Annotated in this window: 15 protein-coding genes and 1 tRNA gene; 12 read left to right on the top strand and 4 right to left on the bottom strand. The window is 53.6% G+C overall.

Annotated elements, in window-relative coordinates:
- The first annotated feature begins 72 nt into the window (after nucleotides 1–72).
- Entirely contained in the window at nucleotides 73–2187 is a 2115-nt protein-coding gene (locus OO713_RS04660; RefSeq protein ID WP_264784944.1) for an alpha-galactosidase, read from the top strand.
- Nucleotides 2188–4092, top strand: coding sequence for a beta-galactosidase (locus OO713_RS04655; RefSeq protein ID WP_264784942.1), 1905 nt, complete (start codon nucleotides 2188–2190; stop codon nucleotides 4090–4092).
- Between the two features lie 174 nt (nucleotides 4093–4266).
- On the opposite strand, the gene OO713_RS04650 is transcribed toward OO713_RS04655, so the two are convergent.
- Nucleotides 4267–4348: transfer RNA gene (locus tag OO713_RS04650), tRNA-Leu, on the bottom strand.
- A gap of 81 nt (nucleotides 4349–4429) precedes the next feature.
- On the opposite strand from OO713_RS04650, the gene OO713_RS04645 reads away from it, so the two are divergent.
- Genes OO713_RS04645 through OO713_RS04635 form a run of 3 tightly spaced genes read left to right on the top strand, consistent with a single transcriptional unit; the run spans nucleotide 4430 to nucleotide 6771 of the window.
- Nucleotides 4430–5488, top strand: a complete 1059-nt coding sequence (locus OO713_RS04645) for an ATPase, T2SS/T4P/T4SS family (protein ID WP_264784941.1) — start codon at nucleotides 4430–4432, stop codon at nucleotides 5486–5488.
- On the top strand, nucleotides 5472–6236 hold the full coding sequence (locus OO713_RS04640; RefSeq protein ID WP_264784940.1) for a hypothetical protein: 765 nt from the start codon (nucleotides 5472–5474) through the stop codon (nucleotides 6234–6236). The genes OO713_RS04645 and OO713_RS04640 overlap by 17 nt, the downstream gene beginning before the upstream one ends.
- Nucleotides 6223–6771 (top strand): type II secretion system F family protein, encoded by a 549-nt coding sequence (locus tag OO713_RS04635; RefSeq protein WP_264784939.1) that lies wholly within the window; start codon nucleotides 6223–6225, stop codon nucleotides 6769–6771. The genes OO713_RS04640 and OO713_RS04635 overlap by 14 nt, the downstream gene beginning before the upstream one ends.
- 6 nt (nucleotides 6772–6777) lie before the next feature.
- On the opposite strand, the gene OO713_RS04630 is transcribed toward OO713_RS04635, so the two are convergent.
- Complete coding sequence (locus OO713_RS04630; RefSeq protein ID WP_264784938.1) at nucleotides 6778–8685, bottom strand: InlB B-repeat-containing protein; 1908 nt, start codon at nucleotides 8683–8685, stop codon at nucleotides 6778–6780.
- Nucleotides 8686–8838: 153 nt separating this feature from the next.
- On the opposite strand from OO713_RS04630, the gene OO713_RS04625 reads away from it, so the two are divergent.
- The 4 genes from OO713_RS04625 to OO713_RS04610 are packed head-to-tail and all read left to right on the top strand — an operon-like array spanning nucleotide 8839 to nucleotide 10041.
- Entirely contained in the window at nucleotides 8839–8994 is a 156-nt protein-coding gene (locus tag OO713_RS04625; protein WP_264784937.1) for a hypothetical protein, read from the top strand.
- Nucleotides 8981–9337, top strand: coding sequence for a hypothetical protein (locus OO713_RS04620; protein WP_264784936.1), 357 nt, complete (start codon nucleotides 8981–8983; stop codon nucleotides 9335–9337). The genes OO713_RS04625 and OO713_RS04620 overlap by 14 nt, the downstream gene beginning before the upstream one ends.
- The gene (locus OO713_RS04615; protein ID WP_264784935.1) at nucleotides 9309–9674 is read left to right on the top strand and encodes a hypothetical protein; all 366 of its coding nucleotides are present in this window, start codon (nucleotides 9309–9311) and stop codon (nucleotides 9672–9674) included. Before OO713_RS04620 ends, OO713_RS04615 begins: the two co-directional genes overlap by 29 nt.
- The gene (locus tag OO713_RS04610) at nucleotides 9634–10041 is read left to right on the top strand and encodes a hypothetical protein (RefSeq protein ID WP_264784934.1); all 408 of its coding nucleotides are present in this window, start codon (nucleotides 9634–9636) and stop codon (nucleotides 10039–10041) included. Before OO713_RS04615 ends, OO713_RS04610 begins: the two co-directional genes overlap by 41 nt.
- On the opposite strand, the gene OO713_RS04605 is transcribed toward OO713_RS04610, so the two are convergent.
- Together OO713_RS04605 and OO713_RS04600 are read right to left on the bottom strand one after the other, a co-directional pair.
- Nucleotides 10030–11205 (bottom strand): MFS transporter, encoded by a 1176-nt coding sequence (locus OO713_RS04605; protein ID WP_264784933.1) that lies wholly within the window; start codon nucleotides 11203–11205, stop codon nucleotides 10030–10032. The two genes, OO713_RS04610 and OO713_RS04605, sit on opposite strands and share 12 nt — an antisense overlap.
- Nucleotides 11202–12032 (bottom strand): DMT family transporter, encoded by an 831-nt coding sequence (locus OO713_RS04600; protein ID WP_264784932.1) that lies wholly within the window; start codon nucleotides 12030–12032, stop codon nucleotides 11202–11204. The genes OO713_RS04605 and OO713_RS04600 overlap by 4 nt, the downstream gene beginning before the upstream one ends.
- A 230-nt stretch (nucleotides 12033–12262) precedes the next feature.
- Between OO713_RS04600 and OO713_RS04595 the strand changes: the two genes are divergently transcribed.
- The 3 genes from OO713_RS04595 (at nucleotide 12263) to OO713_RS04585 (ending at nucleotide 16820) form a co-directional block, all read left to right on the top strand.
- Nucleotides 12263–14116, top strand: coding sequence for an ABC transporter substrate-binding protein (locus OO713_RS04595; protein ID WP_264784930.1), 1854 nt, complete (start codon nucleotides 12263–12265; stop codon nucleotides 14114–14116).
- An 89-nt stretch (nucleotides 14117–14205) separates the two neighbouring features.
- Nucleotides 14206–15750: an ABC transporter permease gene (locus tag OO713_RS04590; RefSeq protein ID WP_264784929.1), complete on the top strand. Its 1545-nt coding sequence runs from the start codon at nucleotides 14206–14208 to the stop codon at nucleotides 15748–15750.
- Between the two features lie 2 nt (nucleotides 15751–15752).
- Nucleotides 15753–16820, top strand: a complete 1068-nt coding sequence (locus tag OO713_RS04585; protein ID WP_264784928.1) for an ABC transporter permease — start codon at nucleotides 15753–15755, stop codon at nucleotides 16818–16820.

The following is a 16820-nucleotide window of genomic DNA, read 5'->3' as shown; positions in this document are numbered from 1 at the left end:
TTTTTTGCTTTTTTGGGCGTAGATTTATCGCACTGCAATTGCATCTACCGCGCAGCTAGCGAAGGAAACAAGTTGAGCATTCCAGCTTTTGCCCACATCCCAAAAGATGGCGTCTCGCTCCTTATCGACTTTTCTACCGGAACCCCAGAAATCCTGCACTTCGGCCAAGCTCTGGGAAACATTGGCTCGAGCGCTGATTTGGTGAAGGCGCGCATGGAGCCAGTCGCCCATGCTGAGTTAGATGACCCAGCCTTTGTTGGTCTGTGGCGCGAGAACTCGCGAGGAAACATTGGTAAGCCAGCAATCTTGGGTCATCGCCAAGGCCAGGACTTCTCACACAAACTTGAGTTGGTTTCAGTCGAGTCTGATTCCAATAGCATCCGAATCAAGGCCCAAGACCTGGCTGCAGGTATTGAGCTGTTGGCAAAGTTTGAGATCAAGACCGGCGGTGTGGTGCTTGCGAGCAACCAGATCACAAACCTCGGTGCCTCCGACTACACCGTTGATGAGCTGGCGGTAGCGCTTCCGCTGCCGGATCAAATCACTGAGTCGATGGACTTTACGGGTCGCTGGATCAAGGAGCGTCAGCCGCAGCGTCGCGAGATTCAGTCAGGCATCTTCTCCAGAGAGCTTCGCGAGGGTCGCTCTTCTCACGACTACACCATCATGCAGCTGGCCATGACTGAGGGTGCCGGATATCAAAGTGGTGAAGTCTTCGCGATGGGAATTCTCTTCTCGGGGAACCTCCGACACCAGATCGAAAAGCAACCCGGTGGCAGGACCACCATGTTTGCCTCGGAGTTATTGCTCCCAGGTGAAGTTATTTTGCAGCCGGGGCAGAGCTATGCCACACCAGATGTCGCCATGATTTACTCGGCCAATGGCTTTGATGAGATCACCGATCGCAGTTACCGCTGGCTCAGGGCAAGGCCAAATCACCCAACAAACGTAAGGCCAAGACCGCTCACGCTCAATGTTTGGGAAGCGGTGTACTTCGACCACAACCTAGAAAAGCTTTCCGAACTCGCGGATGTGGCGAAGGAAATTGGCGTCGAGCGCTTTGTGCTGGATGACGGCTGGTTCGGTGCTCGACGTAATGACCATCAGGGTCTCGGTGACTGGGTTGTATCAAGAGATGTCTGGCCCATGGGGCTTGGACCGTTGATTGAAAAGGTCCATGCCAACGGCATGGAGTTTGGGCTCTGGTTTGAGGGTGAGATGGTTCAGGTCGACAGCGATCTGTATCGAGCTCACCCTGAGTGGATATTGAATTCACACGGTCGAGTGCCACCTGAGGGCAGAAGACAGCACGTGCTGGACATCACCCACCCGGGTGCCTATGCCCACGTTTTGGAGCAGACCTCAGCGCTGCTATCTGACTACAACATCGCCTACATCAAGTGGGATCACAACAAGTTCATCTTGGAGCCAGGTCATGAGAACCGCGCAGCCGTTCACAATCAAACCCAGGCGATCTACCGACTCTTTGATGAGCTGAAGCGTCGTCACCCAGGTCTTGAAATCGAGAGCTGCGCCTCCGGTGGCGGTCGCATTGACTTTGGTATGGCGCAACATGCGGACCGCTTCTGGACCTCCGATTGCAACGATGCCTTGGAGCGTCAGTACATTCAGCGTTACACCCAGTTTGGTATCCCACCGGAGCTTTTGGGTAGCCATATTGGCCCCACCACGGCACACACCACCTACCGCACTCAAAACCTCTCGTTCAGAGCAGTCACTGCGCTGTTCGGTCACGCTGGTTTGGAGTGGGACATCACTCAAACCACTCCTGAAGAGCGCGCGCATCTGAAGAGCTGGGTTAGCTATTACAAGCACAATCGCGATCTAATCCACTCGGGCAAAATGATCATGGTCGAAACCACCGATTCGGCGTTTGTGCACGGCGTTATGGCTCAGGATGGCTCTAGAGGCATATTTGCTTACGCGCTGTTGGAAACCGCGCAGGAGTCGCGCTCTGCGGGCATTCGATTTGCAGGGCTTGAAACCAGTCGAGATTACAAAGTAAAGGCCGTCTTCCCGGCCGGCGAACCAAGCTACTTGCAAAGAGCTCAGGTTCAGTGGTTCGAGGGCGTCACGCTTTCGGGCTCACTACTGATGACCCAGGGTCTTCGCGCACCAATTTTGTTCCCAGAAAACGCCCTACTAATAGAAATCGAGGCAATTTAAATGCTCAAAGCAAACCACTTGCACTTTGGTGGCGACTACAACCCAGAACAGTGGCCCAAGGAGGTTTGGGCCGAGGATATTCGCCTGATGCAAAAGGCTGGAGTCAACCTGGTTTCGCTGGGTATATTCTCCTGGGCCAACATCGAGCGCTCCGAGGGGCAGTACGACTTCAGTTGGCTCGATGAAATCATCGAGATGCTGCACGAGGGTGGGATCTCGATTGACATGGCAACCGCCACTGCATCGCCACCGGCCTGGTTGACCAAAAAGTATCCAGAGGTTTTGCCCGTCAACTTTGACGGCGTCACCTTGGTTCACGGGGGCCGCCAGGCCTACTGCGCAGCAAGCGAGGTTTATCGCACCAAGGCAGCAGCGCTGGTCGAGAAGATTGCCGAGCGCTATGCAAAGCACCCAGCGGTTGTGATGTGGCACGTGAACAACGAGTACGGTTGCCACGCCCCCTACTGCTATTGCGATCAGTCCAAGAAGTCATTCCAGGACTGGCTCAAGAAGCGCTATGCCTCCATCGAGGACCTCAACAGCAGTTGGGGTACCGACTTCTGGTCACAGCGCTACTACAGCTTTGATGAGGTTCCAGTGCCATCGAGAACTCCAGATGGCACACACCCAAACCCTGGTCAGCAAATCGATTTCAAGCGCTTCTCATCTGATGTCACCCTCGAGCTATTCAAGATGGAGCGCGACATCATCAAGCGCTACGACAAGGTGAACCCGGTGACCACCAACTTCATGTCTATGAAGTTCACCTATGCGATGGACTACTTCGAGTGGGCAAAGGAGGTCGACTTCGTTTCAACCGACCACTACCTAGCTCAGCATGACCCACACAACTACATCGATCTAGCTCAGCAGGCTGACTTGACTCGTGGTTTCGCAAAGGGCAAGCAGTGGCTTTTGATGGAGCACAGCTCCTCAGCAGTGAACTGGCAGCCAAGAAACTATGCCAAGACTCCGGGTCAGGAAAAGCGCAACTCGATGAGTTTCGTCGCCCGTGGCTCTCAAGGTGCCATGTACTTCCAGTGGCGTCAGAGTCAGGCCGGTTCGGAGCGCTTCCACTCCGCATTGGTTCCACACGCCGGTGAGGACACCAGGGTTTACCGTGAGGTATCCGAGCTTGGTGCACTTCTCAAGGCTCACCCGGACATCTCGCAGTATGAAACCGACCGGGCTGAGATTGCGATGGTCTATGACTATGAGCAGTTCTGGGCATTGATGCAGGCAAATATGCCAACTGAGGATCTGAGTTACCCAGAGACGGTTGCCACCTGGTACCGCTCACTCTGGGAGTCAGGCCTAAGGGTCGACTTTGTTCACCCAGACGCCACCGCAGTAGAACTCAGCCAATACAAGCTGGTGCTGATGCCGATGGTTCACATGCTTTCAGACAAGCAAGAGGCCGAGTTCTCAAACTATGCCAAGCAGGGTGGAAACCTGGTGGTTGGCTACTTCTCGAACATCTCTGACCGCACCCTGAGGGTAAAGCTTGGTGGATACGGCGGACAGCTTGTGAAAGAGCTAATCGGTGTCTATGTAGAGGAGTTCTACCCGCTCAGACCAGACCAGACTCTGAAGCTGACTAATGGCCTCGAGGCGAAGCTTTGGAGCGAGCTATCAAGGCTAAATGGTGCCGAGCTGGTAGCAAGTTTCTCGGGCAGCGATGTTGATGGCTCAGTGGCTATTGCCAAGCGCAACCTAGGCTCTTCAACCGCCTGGTACCAAGGCACTGAGCTCACCTTGGAATCTCAGAAGAAGTTCTTCTCGGGGATTGCAGCTGAGCTGGGCATCAAGTCAGAGGGCTCAGATCACGCCGAGGTTGTCCACCGCGGACCCTACCGCTTCGAGATTGACCACAAGGCCAACACGGTGAGCATCACGAAGCACTAACCGCGCCGCGCTTTAGCGGAAAGTATCAACAAGGCCCTTGAGCTTGGACATCTCCGAGATCAGGGGTCTTGTTGTTTATGACAAGGTTTCTTACCGCCGGTGATTGGGCGAGGGGACTTTATTGCCACTCAAGGTTTTGGGTAAGGAAAAAGGCCCTGTAAACAGGGCCTTTTGTGCGGGTGAAGGGACTTGAACCCCCACGCCTCTCGGCGCCAGAACCTAAATCTGGTGCGTCTGCCAATTTCGCCACACCCGCATGGAACTCGGATAGCTTAGCGAAAAATCTCGCTGTGGAAAACTCGAAGTGAGAATTAGCTGTTTTTGAAAAGCTTCGGGCGTGAGTGACCTAACTGAAATCCTGAAAACTTCGAGACGTCTGATCCTCAGTGGCAACCAAGCTGTGGAATCCGCATCGCTATTGGCAATCGATGAGAAGGCTGAGCAAGGTGGTTTGGGGCGCAGTGAAGCAGAGCTTTTTGAGCTTGCCGTAAAGGAGCTCACTGGTCTCGGGCAGCTTCAGCCTTATATGGACAACCCCGGCATTGAAGAGATTTGGATCAATCGGCCCAACGAGATTCATTACTTTGATTCGCGCGGTCATCACCAAGTTGAGCTGGACCTGTCGTTTGCTCAGATTAGGTCGCTCGTGTTTCGAATGCTCAAAGATTCCGGCCGCCGCATCGATCGAATCACTCCCTATGTCGATGCAGCGCTGACCGACGGTTCTCGACTGCACGTGGTAATTCCTGAGGTGACTAGAGCGCACTGGTCGATAAACATTAGAAAGTTTCGTAAGTCGCTCACTCGACTTGATGATCTCCAGGCCCAATCGGTTATTACACAGTCCCAACGGGAGTTTTTGACCACAGCAATGCACTCGCACAAGAGCATGCTCATTGCTGGTGCAACCCAAGCTGGAAAAACCACCCTGATGACCGCATTGCTCAACGAGCTATCGACCGATGAGCGCTTGGTCTCATGTGAGGACACCTTTGAGCTATCGCTCAAACACAACGACTGGGTCGCGATGCAGACTAGGCCAGCCTCCATCGAAGGAGCTCCTGAGATCAGTCTTAGAGAGTTGGTGAGGCAGGCGCTTCGTATGAGACCAAGCCGGTTGGTGATCGGCGAGGTCCGAGGGGCGGAAGCCTTGGACATGCTGGTCGCACTGAACTCCGGCATACCTGGGCTCTGCACCCTGCATGCAAACTCAGCAAGGGCTGCCGTGAGGAAACTGTTGACACTCCCATTGCTGGCTGGCGAGAACATCACCGAGGCTTTTTTGAAGCCAACAATTCTTGGCGCCTTTGACTATGCCGTCTTCTGTAAGCGTGATCCCTCGGGAAGGCGCTACGTGGCAGAGATACTGGAGGTGACTGATGAGGTTCTATCGTGAGCTGGTTGAGGCTGCCGGTCTGAGTGACCGGCGTAAGGAGCTCAATGCTGGCTTGGTGCTGGCTGTCACCTTCAGCTACCTGGCCGTGACTCTCGTAACTGGTATTGCCGCTTTGGCGGGCTGTATTGCCCTCCTGGTACTGGCCGCATCGCTCGAGGTCATTCGTGTGATTGCCGGTGCGAGAGCTCAGAAGTTCGATGCTCTTTGGCCTCAGGTCTTCGACTCCTTTCAAAACGCGGCACAAAGCTCTATCTCACTACTTGAGCAACTTGAGTATTTGGAGCAAGGGGGACCGATCAGAATCAGGCCTCATTTTGCAAAATTGCGATTCGAACTAGAGAGAGGTGATGAACCGCAGGTAGCTCTGGGAGCTTTTCGCTCGGCCATTGGTTCTCGACATGCTGATTTCTTAGCCCTACTTATAGAGCTATCAAACGAGTTGGGCAGCAACTCGATGTCCAAGACCTGGGAGAGCGCTGCAGCTGAGCTGAGGAGTGAGCAGGCACTTTTTGGTCAGGTGTTGGCAAAGCAGGGCTGGGTACTCGGATCTGCAAAAATCTCGCTTGCCGCACCCTGGTTGATAGCGATCGTGTTGATTCAGCTCGAGCAGAACCGAACCGCGTTTGCTTCTGAGCTTGGAGCTGTGGTTTTGATTCTGGGCCTACTGCTTTCAGCCCTCGCCTACTTCTTTGTAAACCGTTTAGCCAAGCTCACTTTGCCGAGAAGGATCTTTTATGGCACTTCGTGATCGCGTCCTGGCTAGCTTGAAGCCACCAAAATCAGAACCATTTCTTGAACTGAGGGTGTGGCTAAATAAGGTCCTCACCGCCAAGAAGCAGCGCAACAGCATCGACTACGAGCTACCGGATTTCGCTGCGGCGCTTGGCTTGCTGCTAGCCAACGGTTTGCCAGCGACTGTCGCCCTGGGTTGGCTGACGCCCCGATCTCAGGGGGAGATCTCACAGCTTTTTGGATACCTGCTGGCTGAACTCGAGCTGGGGGCTGACCCGGTTGAACTATTGGGCGATTTGGCCCACCACCCGAATCAAGGCTTGGCCGAACTTGCCGAAAAACTGCGGGTAGCGATCGTTCGTGGCGCACCGATTTCTCACCAAGTGATTGCTCATGCCCAAAGCGCGAGGGCTGAGCTGCAGCGAAAACTGCTTCGTCAAGCCGGAAGCAATGAGACCAAGATGCTGATACCAATCATCTTTTTCATTCTGCCCATCACGGTGCTGTTTGCGATCTTCCCGTCGTTGCAGGTGCTGGGGAAGACGGTTTAGGCGGACTTAGCCCTTGACACCTTTGATGGTTACTTGGACTGCTCGGAAGAACTGACCAATACCCTTGCCGTTTTCAATCTTGATGACAATCCGCGCGTTGGGCAGTTGCTTCGCAATCGCATTGCACGCGTTTGTGGCTCTCTTGCGAGCAAGTGAAGGGTCAGTGACAATCATGGGTACGCCTGACGTGCTGCCAAGACAGGTAACTTCCTGTATTCCCTCGTAAGCCGAAATCCATGTTGTTATGGCTCTTCGGTCTTTGCTAACCAAGAGGCTTCTATCTCCGATGAAGTTGAAGAAGCGCTTGGTTGCGATAAAAGGCTCTGGCCGAGGCTGAGTTATCTCCGGAGACTCCGAGTCGGGAGTCACGACTACGGGCGGTGCGAGAACTGTAATGGCATCCAGCGCAGTCAGCTTGCCGAACTCGGACACGAAATCCACTGCAAATACACCAAGGCTCAATGGGGTGAAGGTGAAGGTCAGTTCGGTTCGACTCTGCGAGTCGATAGGGATCGCCTTGCCCAGAACGGACACTGAAGTGATTCGGTCAAGTTTGTTGCCCCTCACAACTACTTTGATGGGCTGATTTGACTGCAGGAAGGTCTCTCGAAGCTCTACGGTTGGGCCTTCATACCTGGATGGCTCTGGCGAAGCTGGTGCCGCTAGGGCCTGCCACTGAGCGTAGAGGGTTGTCGATGACGCAAACGAATAGGTGGATTCATCGGCATAGCTCGTTCCCGATCCGCCCTGGGATGAGTTCCAGCCAGCGAATGTGTATCCGGCTCGCGTAAATGTGTTCGGCGAGATGGAGGCAGACTGAGTGCCAGATTGATTCGGCATAGAACCTGATCCACCGTTTGCATCAAAACTGATTTCGTTTGGCCCCCATTGCGCATAGAGAGTCCTGTTTGAGACAAATCCGAAGTTTGCTTGGTTTGAATAGGTGGTACCGGATCCGTCTGGGGCAGTGTTCCATCCCAAGAATTGATGTCCGTTACGAGTGAAGGTGTTTGCATTCAGGGGGGCAGAGTTGCTGCTCATCTGCTGGGCCATCGTGCCCTGCCCGCCATTGTTGTTGAACGTGACAGCAGGGTAAATCGAACCAACTTGGTAGTGAATCAAGAGGTTCGGGGTTTGGGCCAGGGAAGACGTCACCAAGTTGTCAAACTCAAATCCCCCGCCTGAGAACACGACCTGATCGAATGAGAATGATCCAGTTGCAAAAACGTTTAGGTAAGTGAACGGCTCGTTGTATGCGAAGGTGTTGAGGTTCTGAGTCGGGGTCGTCGTGCTATAGCCGCGTGGATTTCCAAAGTAATAACCCTTTGGGTAGGTCCTAGTTGTCGTTCCATCAGTGAAAGTCAAAGCATTGGACTGATTAATGACCTGATTGGATGTGGGGGCAGTTCCAAAAAGATTACGCAGGTCTGCCGTTGTCAAAGTGAGGACATCTTGCCCCTGGCTTAGGAATCTCACTTCATTGCTTGGGCTTCCCGCTGACCACCAAAACCCCAGATACCGCTGCGCTGTAGCGAATGACACAGTTATCGATTGAGGTTCAGATCCGACTCGGGCGGGGCGAATGTAGCGTGAACCGCTCCCGCCGACAACAGGACTAGAGCTCGTTGAAGTTGCTCCACCATAGACATCCGCTGTCGAAGTCTGTTCAACAGCGGGAGAACTCCAGGAAACAGTGCCATTGGCTGAAGTTGTCGATCCCGCGAGGGAGAAGTTGTTGAAATCCTCGAAATATGTAGTGGCGGCATTCAGATCAACGTGGGAGTTCTGGACGAATGGCGCTGAGATGTAGTAGTCCACGCCTGACCCACTCGCTTGGGCGGGAATTGGTAACCATGTGATAAAGCTCGTGAGAATTCCCAGGGCGAGTGAGCCCGCGGCGGGTCGAAGTTTCATTTTGTTCCTCCAGTGGAAAGTTTAGGAAGAGAAGGAGGCAAGAGCGTCGCTTGTTTCGGATACCCGAACGAATAGCTACCGATCATGCTGTGGAAAACCTAAATCAGAGAATTCTGAGATTGATAAGACTTCACTCTCGAAAGAGAGGTTGAAGTGAAGAAGTTTCTTCAAGCAGACAAAGGTGACGTCCCGGGTTGGGTTTTGATAACGCTGATGACTGCAGGGCTGGTGGTTTTGATCTGGGCCTTCGCTGGCCCTGCCCTGCAGGGGGTATTCGAACAGGCTATGGACCGAGTTGTTTCGTTCTGATCGCGGCAGCGCAGTGTTGGCAGGTTTGGCAAACATCGTATTTGCCACCCTTATCACTCTCAGTGTTTTGGCATTAGCGATGGCCGGCTACTACTCACTGGTAATACGCGATCTGGCAATTGAGTCGGCCAGCAAGTTGGCTAACTACGGAGCTGCATCGCAGCGAGAGTATTTGCTACAGCGGCTTCAGCTATCACTCCCAGAGCTGGCGAGCTTTCAAGTTCAGGAGCAAAAGGGCGACTTGCTGACTCAGATTACGGTTCAGTATTCGATTCCAGGCATGGGGTTGATGGGTGAACCCGCAGGGCAAATAAGTGTTCAGGCAGCTACTGAGAGGCTCTAGCGGCTCAACGGTTCTAGAGCTGGTGGTGTGGATTGTGTTGCTCATCGCACCGATTGGTCCAGGACTCGCGCTCTACTCGCAACTCAGCGACCAGCTTGCAGCCGAATCCATCGCTAGAAATGCGCTGCGGTTTGCCACTCTCGGTTCTGATAGCAACGCTGAAGTGAGGCAGCTGAGCTATCAACAGGCTGCGTATCTCGCGCAAAGCTGGGGTAAACAACTGCGCTCGGTGAGTATGCGATGTTCAGGTAGTTGCCCCAAAGGAAACCTCGTCCACCTTGAGGTGGTGATAGGTAATGCCACAGCTGTTCAAAGCTCAGCGCTTGGACCAAGATGACGGAACCATAGCTCCTTTGGTTGCTGGCTATTTGGCTCTTTTGATCCTGACCTTTATGCTCTCAGCCAACGTGGTGTCCGCCATGGCTTTGGCGAACAGATTGCAAGGGGTGGCCGATCTTGGCATTATCTATGCTCACGAGCGATCGCTCCGGGTCGGAGCCCCTCAGCTGGCTGCGCTAAGAGATAACCTGAACCACTATTTGGCCAACATCGCAGCGTCTGGGCTCGAAATACACAGCTCCAGAGCCACTGTCTCTGGAGCTAGATCGACCCTAGAACTGTGTGCGAAAGTGCAGTTGCCGATAAGTACCAGTCGCCAGCTGATTTGCAAAAGATCGAGCGCGCAGAGCTACCTAATCCCTTGACCGGTCCGGTGCATAGATGGGTAGGTACTTCCAAAATAAATACGCTCCGACGAAATTGGTTAGCCCCGTGATTGTCAAAGCTGCTGGTAACCCAGCAAATGCCGTGATGCCTGAAATCAAGGCCGGTGCAAAGGCGCTACCCCCGGAGGTTAGTAGGCGGAACGAGGCCAAGAACTCACTTCTTGCTCCCTCGGGGGCGAGATCCGCCCCGAGAACCATGTTGATACCGGCTGAAAGCGCATTGGCCAGCGATGTGATGGCAGCCAGGATCCAGAAGGTGGTCAGGTCTGTCACAAAGAAGGCGAAAAGGTAGGCAACCCCAAGCATCATCAAGGTGGGGACCGAAGACCAGAATTTACCGTATTTCTCCATGATGATGCCAGAGACATAGAACAGTGCGAAGTCAATAAGTCCTGTTACGCCGAATATAAACGAGCTGGTTGCAGCATCGATGCCAAGTGCAACTGCTAGAAGCGGTAGCCCGATGAGCCTGATGGCCCTTGCGCCCGAGATGATGCCTGAGGCAACACCGAGGGTCAGTAGCTTGGGAGCCTCACGTTTTGCCACGGCCCAGACATTGCCGTGTTGGCCAGATGGGGGAGAGGCCAGCTTCTCGGCCTTGACTGAGTAGACAATCACACCTGATGCAATTGCCAGCGCCATGGCAAGAAGGTAAGCGCTCTGCAGACCAAAGAATGCAATCACAAACGAACCGATGATTGGTCCAAGTGCCCAACCACCTCGAAACATTCCACCCAGAAGCGCCATGGCCCTGGGCCTCACTTCAGGAGGGGTGAGGTGGGTGAGGAGAGAGTGTCTCGAAAGTCCAAACAGCGCATAGCTGCAACCAAAACCAGCGGCTGCCACCAAGAGTGCAACATAGCCAAGGTTGAAGTAGGCAAGCGAGAGCAATGCGGTTGCGGAGACGGTGGCTAGCAGCATGGCTCGGCGCTCGCCAAGGCGAGTGGTGAGCCAGCTCGCTGGAATCTCAAAAAGCATGGCCGAGACCATCATCACGGTAACCACGACACCGGCTTCGGCAAGCCCGAGCCCATAGCTAACTGCGCTCACTGGCAGGACCGGTAGTAGCGCCGCCTCGGTGGCATTTAGCAACAGCGAGGGGGCGTAAATTGGGCGAACCAAAGAGCGCTTTTGAAAACTCACTTCACACTCCTACCGATCCAAGCTGCAACGACAATCAGCGCTGCAGCCAGGAAGATCTCAAAACTTGGTGCCTTGCCCTGAGCGATCACCAGAAAAGTCGTTGACAGCACTGGAGTCGCAAAAGAAATCAAACCTGCTCGCTGAGGATTACCGGTTTTCAGTGCATAGTCCCACAGATAAAAAGCTCCACCAAGCGGGCCTAGACCCATCAGCAAGATGAAGAACCAGTCCTGCGGGGTGATTGCAACTGGCTGCTCGAGTACAAAGTGCAGACCCAGCGCCAATGCTCCCGAGACAAAGGCAAAGCTGCCAACAGAGTTGCTACTCAACCCCTCGAGCTTGGCACTCATTAGTGAATAGGTCGCCCAAATGATCGCTGCAAGTAGAGCGAATAGATAGCCGATCTCAAGACTGAACCCAGCCCCACCTCCCGAGAGGATTGCGATTGCCGCCCCGGCAAAACCAATTAGTGCAGCAATCACGTGAGTGAACTTGAGTTTGGACTTAGTAAACAGAGGCGCGAGCAGGACCAAAAGCAAAGGCCACAGGTAGTTGATCAGGTTTGCCGAAACGACCGGAGCGGTTTGAAATGCAGCAAATAGCGCGAGATGAAAACCGAGAAGGCCATAGACGCCGATTAGTAGAGCCTTTGGTGGAACCAAAAGTTCTCGGATTTTGAATTTTGAGCCGACCAGCGAGATGGCGGATCCGATAAGAAGACCCAGACCGGTTAGCAAAATTGGAGGAATGTGAACAAGTGTTACGCCCAGGGTGGCAAGCGAAGACCAAAGTAAAACGGCACCCAAGGCCGCAAGATCGCTTTTCACCCTGAAAGCCTAATGTCAGGCGTAAATGCGGGAGGAATGTAAACGATTTCTGCTAACGCGGCTAAGGGGTGATTTCCGATTTTGTCGTTATTTGTTTAAAACAGGTAACGAAAGTGTCTACAGGGTGTTGTCAGGGTGAACTTTAGGTTTATAGTTTTAGCACCTGGGGACAGGACTGCCTTTAACGAGGCTGTTTCAGCAACCTAGGGCCCACCTCGAAGGAGAGATATATGAAGCTAAAGCGCTCTTTGAAGACTGCGGTTGCAGGTCTTGCCACTGCGGCGCTTGCGACAGCAGGTCTAATCGGCCCAGCTGAAGCAGCAACCCGAAGCACGGTAGTAATCGTGACTTCAAACATTTTCACCTCATTGAACCCATCTCAGCCAGACACTAACGTCACCATTAACGGTGACATTAGCTACGTGCAGAGCATGGGCTTCATTTACTACGACAACAACCGAAACCTCAAGAAGAACAATGTTCTAGGTTCCTACAAGATCGTTTCTAACGACTCCAAGGGACTGAAGGTTCAGTACACCATCAACAAGGGTCGCGTCTGGTCAGACGGCACCCCAATCGACGGTGTTGACCTTCTATTGAGCCACGTGCTTTCCTCATCGAAGTACTCCAAGGACGCCAAGCTTGGTGACCCAGCAGCCGGTGACGTAGCCCCTGCATTCGACTCGCTCGGATACGGTGGTCTCTACGACGAGAACGTTGTTGGAACCCCAGTTTTGTCCGCGGACAAGATGAGCGTGACCATCACTTACAAGAAGTTCCTTCCAGACTGGGAGATCCTAGGCCCTGGTGTTTCACCAGTTCACACCCTAGTTCTCATGGCAGAGGGCAAGAAGAAGCTAGGCACCGCAGCTGAGAACGTTGCAGCTAAGGCCAAGTTCCTTCAGTACTTCGAGAAGAAGGACACCGCAAACCTAAAGAAGATCGGTAACGTCTGGTCAACTGTTTACGACACCAAGACCATCAACGGCTCCACCAACCCACTAATCCTGGTTGTAAACGGTGCCTACATGGTTGACAACGCTGTCGCAGACCAGAGCGTAACCCTGAAGCTAAACCCGAAGTACAACTCCGGTCCAAAGACCAACGGAATCAAGACCATCGTCTTCCGTATGCTCTCTGACTCGACTGCTGCTTCTCAGGCACTTCAGAACAAGGAAATTGACATCTACCAGGGCCAGGCAACCGCTGACGCAGTTGCTCAGCTAAAGGCAATGCAGGGTGTCAAGGTCATCGGTGGAGTTAACGCTTGCTACGAGCACATCGACGTTCGCGTTGGTGACGGCCCAGACGAGCCAGACTCCTACACCGGTGTATTCGCAGGTAACGGCAAGAAGGCTCGTGACCTACGTACCGCATTCCTACTTTCGGTTCCACGTCAGCAGATCGTTGACACCCTGATCAAGCCAATCAACCCAAGCGCCAAGCTAGTGAACTCCGTGTTCCTACTACCTGGCCAGGAGGGCTACGAGCAGGTAACCGCAAAGTCTGGTGTGTCTAAGTACACCGCTGGAACTCAGGCAAGCCGCACCGCTAAGGCGCTACAACTTGTAAAGCAGTACTACCCAACCGCTGGTGCAGGAAACACTCCTGTAAAGATCAAGCTTCTATGGGGTACCCCATCGAACGCTCGTCGTGCAGCTGAGGCTGCTCTAATCAAGGCTGAGGCTGCAAAGGCTGGTTTTGATGTTGAGGCAACCGGTAACTCTGCATGGGGTGGAGCTCTTACTTCTAACAAGTACGACGCTGCATTCTTCGCATGGTGCCCAACCTCGGTCAGCCAGACCGGTACCAACGCCAACTTCAAGTCCGACGGAGCGAACAACTTCTTGGGCTACAAGTCTGACGCAATGGACGCCGCTCTTGCTCGCCTAGAGGGCAAGCTATCCAAGTCAGAGCTAATCTCCACCATCGGTGTGGCAGAGCAGCTACTGATCAAGGACGCAGTAACCCTAGGTATCTTCCAGCACCCTGCTGTAACCGCTCACAACGCTACTTTGAAGAATGTGAAGCCAGCTCCTCTATCTCCAAACCTGGTTTGGAACTTCTGGGAGTGGAAGTACTAGTAGCTAACTAGTACAAGCCGTATAAGGTGGCACCTAGACTTGTCTAGGTGCCACCTTTACTGCGGTAAGGCATTTGGAAAGGCAACACTGTGTTCTCTTACATCCTGAGGAGACTCGCTACGACAGCGGTCATCCTCTTAGGTTCAAGTTTTCTTATCTACAACATGTCTGCCTATTCCGCAGACCCGTTGGCGGATCTCAGACTGAGCTCAGACCCAGCCAAGGAGCAGCAGATTGCTACCTTGACCAGGGAGCTGAACCTCGATGTTCCGCCACCACTTCGATACTTCCTCTGGCTACGAGGCGTCCTCGGTGCATTCATCGGTCAATTTGACCTTGGCACCGCGCGTGACGGTTATCCGGTAGCAGAGCTGGTTGGGGCTGCTATCCCAACCTCAATTCGCCTGGTCCTAGGTGCGACCATCCTGGCAATGCTGCTGGGTATCACCCTGGGTATCGTTTCTGGTCTTCGACAGTACTCACGCTTTGACTACACGATGACCTTTGTTGCCTTCTTGCTGTTCTCGCTACCAATCTTCTGGGTAGCGGTTTTGCTAAAGCAGTACCTCGCAATTGGTTTCAATGACTTCCTCTATGACCCCAAGATCACAATGCCGTGGTTGATTGGTCTGTCGGTCTTTGCGGGATTCTTCTGGGCTGGTGTTATCTCTGGCTCCAGAGCAAGAGTGCTGACCGTATTCGGTGTCGCTTTCGCATCTACCTTTGGCCTACTGTCACTGCTGAGTGCCACCGGCTGGTTCGCAAACCCATCGCTTGGACCAATATTGGTTGCCGGCCTTGGTGCCGGTGCGGCGGTTGGAGTCGTGCAGCTATCCGTTGGTCTTCAAAACCGTCAGGCCCTGTTCGCCTCACTGAGCATGGTTGCAGTCTTTGCTCTGTCCTATGGCTTTATCAACGACATCTTTGACATGCGTGGCCGCTTGGGTAACTTCACCTTGATGTTGATTGCGTCGATTGTTATTGCAGTGGTGCTTTCGATCGTGTTTGCGAAAGTCGACCGCGGTCCAGTGGTAAGGACCACAATCATCACCTCAATCGTGATGTGGGTTTTGGTTTACACCGACAAGCTCATGGTCGAGTGGGCTCCATATGCCGCCACCGACGCTATTGCCGGTCGTCCAATCCCAACTGCCGGTCAGGTAAACCCATTGCTGGGAACCGATAACTTCTGGTTCACCGCGCTGGACATTCTGCTGCACCTGTTCTTGCCAACGATTGCACTAACCCTGATTTCATTTGCTGGTTATGTTCGCTACACCCGTGGCGCAATGCTTGAGGTCTTGAACCAGGACTACATTCGCACCGCACGAGCTAAGGGTTTGAATGAGCGCACCGTGATCATGCGTCACGCTTTCCGTAACACCCTGATTCCAATCGCCACCATCGTGGTCGTGGACTTCGCCGGTGTTATCGGTGGTGCAATCATCACCGAGCAGATCTTCGGCTGGTACGGAATGGGAAACCTGTTCAACCGAGCCATCAACGGCTATGACCTGAACCTGCTGATGGGTGTATTCATCCTGACGGCTTTCCTTGCCCTGACGGCAAACCTAGTAGCGGACCTGCTTTACTCCGCACTAGACCCTCGTATCCGCGTAGGAAGTGGTAAGTAAAAATGGCAGAAACTAAGAACCCTGACAGCCAGGGCAACGAGAACGCAATTGCCAACAAAGAGACCGAGGGCCTAAGCCAGTCTCAGATTGTTCGCCGCCGCTTCTTCCGTCACCGTGCCGCGATGATCTCGCTGGTATCGCTAATCGGCATCGTGCTATTTGTATTCACCGCTGGTGGTCTACACCTAGGTAGCGAGGAGGAGCCGATCACGGTTCCAGGTTGGTGGAAGTACTCCATCACCGACCTACCAGAGCTTCAGTACGAGGACTGCCCAGATGGCACCATTGGCTGCCCAACCCTGGATCTGTTCCCAGAGTTCATCGATGGCACCGGAGTTCAGATTGGTGAGCACCCATTCGGTCAGGACGACATCGGTCGTGACTACTTCGCTCTTGTTATGCGAGGTGCTCAGCAGTCCATCGTCGTTATGGTGATCATCGGTTTGCTAGCCGCAACCATCGGAACCGTTATCGGAGCAGTCTCCGGCTACCTACGCGGTTGGCCAGATGCCATCCTGATGCGCTTCACCGACTTCATCATCACCATTCCAACCATCATCCTGGGTTCGGTGATCGGTTTCCAGTTTGGAAACCTAGGTGCCGTGGTATTGGCGGTGATGCTCGGATTCTTCGCTTGGACAGGGCTTGCCCGATTGGTCAGAGCTGAGTTCCTAACCTTGCGTGAGCGCGAGTTTGTGGATGCAGCTCGAGTGGCTGGTGCTTCAAACCGCCGCATCATCTTCAAGCACATCCTGCCAAATGCCGTTGGTGTCATCATCGTTGCGGTGACCCTTCTGATGTCAGGAGCAATCCTGTTAGAGAGCGCGCTGTCCTTCTTGGGCTTTGGAGTTGTGCCACCAGATGTTTCGCTGGGTCAGCTAATCAACCAGTACCAGAACGCGTTTACCACTCGTCCTTGGTTGTTCTGGTGGCCAGGCTTCTTCATCATCTCGATTGCTCTAAGCATCAACTTCATCGGTGATGGTCTTCGTGACGCCTTTGACCCACGTCAAAAGCGCCGCATCACCAAGAAGGATCGTGCTTTGGCTCGCGAGGCTAAGAAGGCCTAA

This window comes from Aquiluna sp. KACHI24, assembly GCF_025997915.1.
In the GTDB taxonomy this organism is placed as follows: domain Bacteria; phylum Actinomycetota; class Actinomycetes; order Actinomycetales; family Microbacteriaceae; genus Aquiluna.
The sequence above is the reverse complement of the archived record's forward strand: the minus strand, read 5'-3'. Positions and strand labels throughout refer to the sequence as shown.

Bases quoted from the DNA above. Each gene is read 5' to 3' on its own strand.
- OO713_RS04655 (WP_264784942.1), top strand. From the start codon at position 2,188: ATGCTCAAAGCAAACCACTTGCACTTTGGTGGCGACTACAACCCAGAA.
- OO713_RS04640 (WP_264784940.1), top strand. From the start codon at position 5,472: ATGAGGTTCTATCGTGAGCTGGTTGAGGCTGCCGGTCTGAGTGACCGG.
- OO713_RS04635 (WP_264784939.1), top strand. From the start codon at position 6,223: ATGGCACTTCGTGATCGCGTCCTGGCTAGCTTGAAGCCACCAAAATCA.
- OO713_RS04630 (WP_264784938.1), bottom strand. From the start codon at position 8,685: ATGAAACTTCGACCCGCCGCGGGCTCACTCGCCCTGGGAATTCTCACG.
- OO713_RS04610 (WP_264784934.1), top strand. From the start codon at position 9,634: ATGCCACAGCTGTTCAAAGCTCAGCGCTTGGACCAAGATGACGGAACC.
- OO713_RS04595 (WP_264784930.1), top strand. From the start codon at position 12,263: ATGAAGCTAAAGCGCTCTTTGAAGACTGCGGTTGCAGGTCTTGCCACT.
- OO713_RS04585 (WP_264784928.1), top strand. From the start codon at position 15,753: ATGGCAGAAACTAAGAACCCTGACAGCCAGGGCAACGAGAACGCAATT.